This window comes from Acinetobacter sp. IRS14, assembly GCF_034650275.1.
Lineage (GTDB): Bacteria > Pseudomonadota > Gammaproteobacteria > Pseudomonadales > Moraxellaceae > Acinetobacter > Acinetobacter oleivorans.
This window is the reverse complement of the sequence record NZ_JAOVFN010000044.1, coordinates 1-7018: the sequence shown is the minus strand read 5'-3', so window position 1 is coordinate 7018 and position 7018 is coordinate 1. Positions and strand designations below refer to the sequence as shown.

Annotated in this window: 5 protein-coding genes; 2 read left to right on the top strand and 3 right to left on the bottom strand. The window is 40.8% G+C overall.

What is annotated here, in order from left to right:
• Positions 1-70: 70 nt before the first annotated feature.
• Both rnt and pyrC read right to left on the bottom strand, forming a co-directional pair.
• Positions 71-733 (bottom strand): ribonuclease T, encoded by a 663-nt coding sequence (gene rnt, locus ODQ17_RS18885; RefSeq protein ID WP_002117536.1) that lies wholly within the window; start codon positions 731-733, stop codon positions 71-73.
• Positions 718-1752: a dihydroorotase gene (pyrC, locus tag ODQ17_RS18880; protein WP_004793881.1), complete on the bottom strand. Its 1035-nt coding sequence runs from the start codon at positions 1750-1752 to the stop codon at positions 718-720. Before pyrC ends, rnt begins: the two co-directional genes overlap by 16 nt.
• Positions 1753-1901: 149 nt before the next feature.
• On the opposite strand from pyrC, the gene ODQ17_RS18875 reads away from it, so the two are divergent.
• Positions 1902-3164, top strand: a complete 1263-nt coding sequence (locus ODQ17_RS18875) for a diguanylate cyclase (protein WP_322905580.1) — start codon at positions 1902-1904, stop codon at positions 3162-3164.
• 61 nt (positions 3165-3225) lie between these two features.
• Here the strand turns inward: ODQ17_RS18875 and argG are convergent, their stop codons facing one another.
• A complete protein-coding gene (argG, locus tag ODQ17_RS18870; RefSeq protein WP_009390370.1) occupies positions 3226-4584 on the bottom strand; it encodes an argininosuccinate synthase in 1359 nt (452 codons plus the stop codon).
• A 264-nt stretch (positions 4585-4848) separates the two neighbouring features.
• On the opposite strand from argG, the gene ODQ17_RS18865 reads away from it, so the two are divergent.
• On the top strand, positions 4849-6879 hold the full coding sequence (locus tag ODQ17_RS18865; RefSeq protein ID WP_322905578.1) for an NADPH-dependent 2,4-dienoyl-CoA reductase: 2031 nt from the start codon (positions 4849-4851) through the stop codon (positions 6877-6879).
• Positions 6880-7018: the final 139 nt, after the last annotated feature.

Sequence of the window (7018 nt, the reverse complement as noted above, 5' to 3'; positions counted from 1 at the left end):
CCCGGTTACCGCCGTGAAAGGGCGATGTCCTAGGCCTCTAGACGATAGGGACGTTGAGGATGGCGGTATCTTAAGAAGCCGCCACCAAACTGTCAAGTAGGTAAGGAGACAGTTTGTTCAAAATATAGCAAAACAGTTCAGCAGTCTTCTGAGTATCGTATAAAGCAGAGTGTGCTTCTTTACCATCGAACTCAATTCCAGCTTGAATGCAGGCTTTAGCAAGGACTGTTTGTCCAAACATCACAGCACTTAAAGTAACTGTATCCATGACTGAAAAACTATGAAAAGGGTTCTGGTTTTTTGTGCTTGTACGTGCAATTGCAGCTTGAACAAAACCAAGATCAAAATGAGCGTTGTGACCGACCAATACTGCATGCGTACAGTGTTGCTGTTTACGAACTTCATTGACCGACTTAAAAATACGGCGTAATGCAGTGCGTTCATCTTCAGCCATTGCTATACGCATTGGATTGAATGGATCAATACCAATAAAGTCTAGCGAACGGCGGTCGAGGTTAGCCCCCTCAAACGGGTTAATGTGCGCATGAAATGCTGGACCAGGGACAAATTGTCCCTGAGCATCATACACAATTGGAATGCATGCAATTTCTAGCAATGCATCTGTCTGGGCATTAAAACCTGCCGTTTCAACGTCAACAACAACAGGTAAGAAGCCACGAAAACGTTGGCCAATGACCGGGACAGAGGTTTCTTGTGTCACACTTTTCTCCATTGCAGCGTTTTCCCGGCATGCAGCGGGATAATTTTTTGATCATCTAAATAATCAAAAGATTCTGGGACAAGGTTATCTTCTTTTACCAAAGTAATGGTAGAAGTATTACGTGGTAGACCATAGAAGTCTGCGCCAAAATGGCTAGCAAAACCTTCTAAGCGCTCTAATTTACCCACTTGGTCAAATGCTTGGGCATAAAGCTCAATTGCATTAGGTGCACTATAACAGCCCGCACAGCCACAAGCATTTTCTTTTGCATTTTGTGAGTGAGGAGCGCTATCTGTACCCAAGAAAAATTTAGGGTTACCACTCGTTGCAACTTCAAGCAAAGTTGTTTGATGTGTTTGGCGCTTTAAAATTGGCAAACAGTAAAAATGCGGTTTAATACCACCGACCAACATATCATTACGGTTAAATAATAAATGCTGAGGAGTGATTGTTGCCGCAACATTACGATCATGCTCTAAAACAAAATGAGCCGCATCGCTTGTTGTAATGTGCTCAAGTACCACTTTAAGTTTTGGAAACTGTTTTAAGAGTGGGTTGAGTACTTCGTCAAGGAAACGCTTTTCACGGTCAAAAATATCGACATGGTTATGAGTTACTTCACCATGAAGTAATAACGGAACTTGATGTTCTTCTAATTGTTCAATAACTGCATAAACCTTACGGATATCACTCACACCATTATCAGAATTGGTGGTTGCGCCCGCTGGATAAAGTTTAATAGCATTTACATGTCCAGATTCTTTAATTTTACGAACTTCGTCTGGTGAGGTGAAGTCAGTAAAATAAAGCACCATACGCGGGTCAAAATTGAGACCTTCTGGAACATGAGCAAGAATACGTTCACGGTAAGCCAGCGCTTCTTCCACAGTTTTTACAGGTGGAACAAGGTTTGGCATACAGATCGCACGAGCAAACTGTTTAGCCAAATCAGGTACAGTACGTTTTAATGCTAAACCATCACGTAAATGTGCATGCCAGTCATCTGGCTGGAGCAGGGTAATAGAGTCCAAGGCAGTTCAAACTTCGAAATAAAACAAATGATAATCGATAAAGTGTGAAAATGGTAACGAGAATTACGGACAAATGGCAAAATAAAGCGCAAGAGGCCTCAAAAAATAATGTTATATTTTGTTAATGTGTAAGAGGTAGGAGTCGGGTAGTGGTAAATAGGGGAAATGTACAGGAATTACTCAAAGCAAAAGAAGAAATAGAATATCTGGTAACTTTACATACCCATCGTTATGCCAATACACCTTTGCCTCATCAATTAGAAAAAAAGTTCTGGTGCTTAAATCTTGAACGAACTAAACAAAATATCTCCAAATTTTTAGCAAGTGGCGTTCTCACCTATCTAATTTTTATTTTATTAGCACTCCCTACAGACTACTTAGTGATTGGCGTACCTTACATTACTTGGGACTTTATTTATTGCTTACTGAGTGCAATTAATATTGCTTGTGCGCTGCTGCTATTTTGGGTTTTTGCCAAGTTTAAAAAACTCACTGAATATTTTTATATTGCTGCGTGCGGGATTGTATTTTTAACCATTATTTTCAATGCAATGTTGCTGCTTAGTGTAGGAAATATCGCTCTTAAAAATCAGTCAATGTTGCTACTTTCTTTTTTATATATGCTCGGTTTTATTTTGAGCGGTATAAAACCTCTACATATGCTTTATGTAGGTTTAACTGCAGCAATTTTTGTGTTTTCTGCATTGATTTTATTGCAAGCGAATTGTGACTATATTGCTTTGGGGCGAGCACTGTTTGGTAGCTGTATTTTAGGTTTTTCAATTAGTACGATGCTTACGTCTAGAGAAAGAAGTCTTTTTTTAAATAATCAGCTTGCTGAGCTTAACGAAAAGATTTTGCGTATTGAGGCATCTGAGTTGCTTCATTTAAGTCAGCAAGATGCACTCACTAAAATTTCTAATCGACGTACTTTCGATGAGATGTTTGACTTTTTTTACTATCGGGCAAAGCAAGAGCAACGCCCATTGGCCGTTTTATTTATTGATATCGATTTTTTTAAAAACTATAACGATTTTTATGGGCACCAGATGGGGGACAAGGTCATCTCGTCTATTGCCTCTGCAATTAAGAATTCGATTCGTCATGTGGATTTTGTTGCCCGATATGGCGGAGAAGAGTTTGTGGTTCTTTTGCCAAAAACACCTGCTCAAGGTGCATATGCTGTGGCTGCCAATATTTATAAAGCGATTGAGCGCCAAGCGATTCCTCATGCTGCATCTTTGGTCTCTACGCATGTAACGATTAGCTTGGGTTTTACTGTTTACACAGAGGGCTTAAAAGTCACTCAGGAAAATTTAATTCATGCTGCCGATCAAGCTTTATATCGGGCTAAGCAACTTGGGCGTAACCAAATTTATTATCAGCCATTACAAGTCGCCGAGATTGCCTGAATTAATTTTAAAAATAAAAAGGCCACCTTAGTAGGTGGCCTTTTTTGACGTTATAAGAAAATTATTTTTTCTTACTGTCTAATTGAGGAATAGCAGAACCTTGACCGATTGAAAGTAAACCAGCATCTGTATAGATACCAAGTTTTGCACGTGTATCGGTAATGTCGAGGTTACGCATAGTCAACTGACCAATGCGGTCCATAGGCGAGAACATTGAATCGCCTTTTTCCATTGTTAAACGTTCAGCTTCGTACGTTAAGTTTGGAGATTCAGTGTTCATGATGGTGTAATCATTACCACGACGAAGTTCAAGAGTCACTTCACCTGTAACGGCTTTAGCAACCCAACGCTGAGCCGTTTCACGCAACATAAGCGCTTGAGAGTCGAACCAACGACCTTGGTAAAGTAAACGACCTAAACGTAAACCGTTAATGCGGTATTGTTCGATCGTATCTTCGTTATGAATACCAGTAACCAAACGCTCATAAGCAATATGAAGAAGGGCCATACCCGGTGCTTCATAAATACCACGAGATTTCGCTTCGATAATACGGTTTTCGATTTGGTCAGACATACCTAAACCATGACGACCACCAATACGGTTTGCTTCAAGAATAAGCTCAACTGGATTGTTAAAAGTTTGACCGTTTAATGCAACAGGTACACCTTCTTCAAAACGTACAGTTACTTCTTCTGGTTTGATTTCAACTTCTTCTTTCCAGAAAGCAACGCCCATAATAGGGTCAACGATTTTGATACCAGCATTTAGGTATTCAAGATCTTTTGCTTCGTGAGTTGCACCCAACATGTTTGAGTCAGTTGAGTAGGCTTTTTCTTTTGACATTTTATAGTCAAAACCGTTGTCGATCAGGAACTGTGACATTTCTGCACGGCCACCGAGTTCATCGATGAAGTTTTGATCTAACCAAGGCTTATAAATTTTAAGATTCGGGTTGGTCAATAAACCATAACGATAGAAACGTTCAATATCGTTACCTTTATAAGTTGAACCGTCACCCCAGATGTTTACGTCATCTTCTTTCATTGCAGTAACTAACATTGTACCTGTTACTGCACGACCGAGTGGAGTCGTATTGAAATAAGGAACACCACCTGTACTGATATGGAATGCACCACACTGAATTGCAGCAATACCTTCAAGTGCAAGTTGTAAGCGGCAGTCAATTAAGCGAGCTTTTACAGCGCCGTATTGTTCTGCTTTCTTTGGAATTGCATCGTAGTCATCTTCATCAGGCTGGCCTAAGTTTGCAGTATATGCATAAGGCTCTGCGCCCTTTTGTTTCATCCATAATAAAGCAGCTGAAGTGTCTAGGCCTCCGGAGAAGGCAATCCCAACTTTTTTGCCTACTGGTACATGCTGCAAGATAGTTGCATTATCAGTCATTGCTAATCCTAACATTTATAAAAAAGACCCCGTACAGGTGGTCTCGAGAATTCTGAATGGCGGCTATTGTAGCACTATTCATGGTGCTTTTTTTGGCAAAAAAATCATTAATTCACTTGTTCTGATTGGTATTTATTATTTGAAGAAAATATGGGATTGTCTTCTTTATATATAGATTGACCATAATCTCGAATAAAAAATAATTCTGGGTCATCCAAAATTATCAAAAAAGTATTAAAGTACTATGCAACAAGTTGCAAAAAACTATTGGGACGCAGCATGACAAGTTACGCCAATTTATTAAAACCATTACATTTAGGCTTTACCACCATTAAAAACCGTGTGGTGATGGGATCCATGCATACGGGACTTGAAGACCGTTTTTTTAACTACCCAAAACTGGCAGCTTATTTTGAAGAGCGTGCAAAAGGCGGGGTTGGCCTGATTGTGACAGGTGGTATTTCTCCGAACCGTCAGGGATGGTTGGCACCTGCGGGTGGAACCATGAACAGTCTCTTTGACGTTCCTCAGCACCGTTTGGTAACCCATGCTGTCCATAAACATGGCTCTAAAATCTTAATGCAGATTTTGCACGCTGGCCGATATGGTTACCAACCATTTGTTGTGTCTTCAACTGCAATTAAATCTCCAATTTCACCATTTAAACCGCGTCAGCTTTCTGAAAAAAATATTCTCAGCACAATAGAAGATTACGCTCAGTGCGCTGATATTGCCAAAAAAGCAGGTTATGACGGTGTTGAAATTATGGGCTCGGAAGGTTATTTAATTAACCAGTTTTTAAGTAGCCACGTAAACCAACGTACGGACCGTTGGGGTGGTGAAATTGAAAACCGTATGCGCTTTCCAGTCGAGATTGTTAAAGCGATTCGTGCCAAAGTTGGTGAGAAGTTTATTATTTGTTTCCGCTTGTCTTTACTCGACCTTGTGCATGATGGTAACACCATGCAAGAAGTGGTGACTGTTGCAAAAGCTTTAGAAAAAGCAGGTGTGACTTTATTAAATACTGGCATTGGTTGGCATGAAGCTCGTGTTCCGACCATTGTAACGTCAGTGCCTCGTGCAGCTTTTGTCGATTACACGGCGCATGTAAAACAACATATTTCTATTCCGATTATTGCGTCAAACCGAATTAATATGCCTGAAACTGCCGAAGAAATTTTGGCAACTGGCAAAGCAGATATGGTTCAAATGGCTCGCCCTTTATTGGCTGATGCATTTTGGGTAAATAAAACTGCGACTAACCGCGTTGATGAAATTAATACTTGTATTGCTTGTAACCAAGCCTGTTTAGACCATGCTTTTAAAAATAAGCGCGTTTCTTGTTTAGTGAACCCGCGTGCAGGCCATGAAACAGAATTGGTTTATTTAAAAACTAAGCAGCCTAAACGTATTGCTGTTGTAGGTGGTGGTGTAGCAGGTATGTCTGCGGCAACTGTTGCGGCAAGCCGTGGCCATGCAGTGACGCTATTTGAAGCAACTTCAGATGTAGGTGGTCAATTTAACTTTGCCAAAGTCGTGCCGGGTAAAGAAGAATTTCACGAAACGATTCGCTATTTTAAAGTCCAACTCGAAAAAACCGGGGTGGATGTACGTTTAAATACTCGCGTGAATCGCGAGCAGCTTGAACGCGAAGGTTTTGATGAAGTAATTGTTGCAACAGGTGTAATTCCACGTGCATTAAAAATTGAAGGAAGCAATGCACCACAAGTTCTTTCTTATGCTCAAGTTTTAAAAGGGGCCGAAGTTGGGCAAAAAGTTGCAGTGATTGGTGCAGGCGGTATTGGTTTTGATGTATCTGAGTTTTTACTTAAACCACCACATCAACCACAGCCTCAACCTTTAGCCGAGTGGCAACGTGAATGGGGTGTAGACCCAGATCCGAATTATATTTCTGAAGGTGGTATGCAGCCACCAGTGGTTGAACCAGCAATCCGTGAAATTTATTTACTACAACGTAAAACAACACCTCTCGGTATTGGCCTTGGCAAGACTTCAGGTTGGGTACACCGTGCACAGCTTAAAAAGCATGGCGTGCGTATGTTACGTGGTGTGCAATATAAAGCTGTCACTGATGAAGGGCTTTGGATTGAGCACAATGGTCAAGATCAGCTTTTACGCGTAGACACGGTTGTAGTGTGTGCAGGTCAAGAGTCTGTAAAAGACTTGATGCCAAAAGAAGGTGAGTCGACTATAGCGAACTACCATATTATTGGTGGAGCAAAGCTCGCAGCAGAGCTAGATGCGAAGCGTGCGATCAAAGAAGGAGCAGAATTAGCTGCTCGATTGTAAAATTGATGAAACAATATGCACTTGAACACAAAGCGATGATATTTTTCTTGAATAAAATGAATAAGCTTTGTATTCTTACGCACATGGAAGCGTGGCAGAGCGGTTTAATGCACCGGTCTTGAAAACCGACGAGGGTGTG

Bases quoted from the DNA above. Each gene is read 5' to 3' on its own strand.
- rnt (WP_002117536.1), bottom strand. From the start codon at position 733: ATGGAGAAAAGTGTGACACAAGAAACCTCTGTCCCGGTCATTGGCCAA.
- argG (WP_009390370.1), bottom strand. From the start codon at position 4,584: ATGTTAGGATTAGCAATGACTGATAATGCAACTATCTTGCAGCATGTA.
- ODQ17_RS18865 (WP_322905578.1), top strand. From the start codon at position 4,849: ATGACAAGTTACGCCAATTTATTAAAACCATTACATTTAGGCTTTACC.